1 protein-coding gene is annotated in these 2,220 nt (G+C 65.7%); it reads right to left on the reverse strand.

The window, feature by feature from the left end; translation table 11 throughout:
* Positions 1 to 48: 48 nt before the first annotated feature.
* On the reverse strand, positions 49 to 2,220 hold a 2,172-nt coding region (locus D3260_RS17025), incomplete at its 5' end, for a malate synthase G (RefSeq protein WP_120099804.1).

The following is a 2,220-nucleotide window of genomic DNA, read 5'->3' on the forward strand; positions in this document are numbered from 1 at the left end:
AAGCCCGGCCGAAGCCGGGCTTTGTCATATCGGGTTCGCGCTGCGCGATCAGCCGCCCGCGCGCTGGGCCTTGTGCTCGCGCCGACGGGCATGCAGCACCGGCTCGGTGTAGCCCGACGGCTGTTCGCGCCCCTTGAAGATCAGGTCCGAGGCCGCCTGGAAGGCGATCGATCCGTCGAAGTCCGCGGACATGGCCTGATAGCTGGCATCGCCCGCGTTCTGACGATCCACCACTTTGGCCATGCGCTTGAGCGTCTCGCGTACGGTGTGCTCGTCGGTGATGCCGTGGTGTAGCCAGTTCGCCACGTGCTGCGAGCTGATCCGGCAGGTCGCCCGGTCTTCCATGAGCGGGGTGTCGGTGATGTCCGGCACCTTGGAGCAGCCCACACCCTGATCCACCCAGCGCACGACGTAGCCCAGAATGCCCTGGCAGTTGTTGTCCAGCTCTTTCTGGATCTCGTCGGCGCTCAGTTCGCGATCCAGCAACGGGAGGGTCAGCAGGTCGTCGAGATAATCCGCGTGACGCGATTCCAGTTCGGCCTGGCGGTCGAGCACGTCACAGCGATGGTAGTGGATGGCGTGCAGCGTGGCCGCGGTCGGTGACGGCACCCAGGCACAGTTGGCCCCGGCCTGCGGATGGCCGATCTTGGCAGCCATCATGTCGGCCATGTTGTCCGGCGCCGGCCACATGCCCTTGCCGATCTGGGCCTTGCCGCGCAGGCCCACGGCCAGCCCGGTGTCGACGTTGTTGTCTTCGTAGGCCGACAGCCAGGGCTGCGATTTCATCTCGCCCTTGGGCAACATCGGGCCGGCTTCCATGCTGGTGTGCATTTCGTCGCCGGTGCGATCCAGAAAGCCGGTGTTGATGAAGATGGTGCGCTCGCGGGCCTCGCGGATGCACGCCTTGAGGTTGATGGAGGTGCGCCGCTCTTCGTCCATGATGCCGATCTTGAGCGTGTTGGGCGTCATGCCCAGCGCTTTTTCGATGTGTTCGAACAGGGCGACGGTGAAGTTGACTTCGGCCGGGCCATGCATCTTGGGCTTGACGATGTAGACCGAGCCGGCCCGGCTGTTGCTGTGGGGGCCGTTGCCCTGCAGGTCGTGCAGGGCGATGGTGGCGGTGCACAGGGCATCGAGGATGCCTTCGGGGATTTCGTTGCCCTGGCCATCCAGCACGGCTGGCGTGGTCATCAGATGGCCGACGTTGCGAATCAGCATGAGGCTGCGACCCGGCAGGCGCAGCGGCGAGCCGTCGGCGGCGGTGTATTGGCGATCATCGGCCAGACGGCGGGTGATCGTCTGGCCGCCTTTGTCCATCCTTTCTTCGAGATCGCCCTTCATCAGGCCGAGCCAGTTGCCGTAGACGAGTGCCTTGTCTTCGGCATCGACCGCGGCCACCGAGTCCTCGCAGTCCTGAATGGTGGTCACGGCGGCTTCCATGAGCACGTCCTTGACGCCGGCCGCGTGATCCTGGCCGATCGGATGTTCGGCATCGATCTGGATCTCGGCGTGAAGGCCGTTGTGTACCAGCAGGATCGCCTTCGGCGCGCTGGCCTGGCCCTGGTAGCCGGCAAACTGGCCGGCATCGGCCAGACCGGTGTGGGCACCGCCCACGTCGACGGCCAGTTGGCCGTTGTCGACCTTGTAGGCCGTGGCATCGGCGTGGCGACCCGATTCCAGCGGGAAGTGGGCATCGAGGAAGTCGGCGGCCCAGGCCACGACCCGGGCTCCGCGCCTGGGGTTGTAGCGCGTGCCCTTCTCGGCACCGTCGCTCTCGGGGATGATGTCGGCCCCGTAGAGTGCGTCGTAGAGACTGCCCCAGCGGGCGTTGGCGGCGTTGAGCGAGAAGCGGGCGTTGGTGATGGGCACAACCAGCTGCGGGCCCGGCACGGTGGCAATCTCGGGGTCGACGTGATCGGTCGATACGCAGAAGTCGTCGCCGGCCGGCACGATGTATTCGAGTTCTTCGAGCAGCTGTTTGTAGGCCACGAAGTCGAAGGCGTCCCCGCGATGCTCGCGATGCCATTTGTCCAGCGTCTCCTGGATGGCCTCGCGGTGCTTGAGCAGTGCCGCGTTCTTGTCGGCAAAGCTGGCGACCAGTTCGGCCAGCTCCGCCCAGAACACTTCCGAGCTCACCCCGGTGCCCGACAGCGCTGTCTCCATCAGCTCGTAAAGCGGCCGGCCGATCGCCAGCCCGGCCTTGTCGATTCGATCCGTCAT

Origin of the sequence: Salinisphaera sp. Q1T1-3 (assembly GCF_003602005.1) — a bacterium.
Taxonomy (GTDB): domain Bacteria; phylum Pseudomonadota; class Gammaproteobacteria; order Nevskiales; family Salinisphaeraceae; genus Salinisphaera.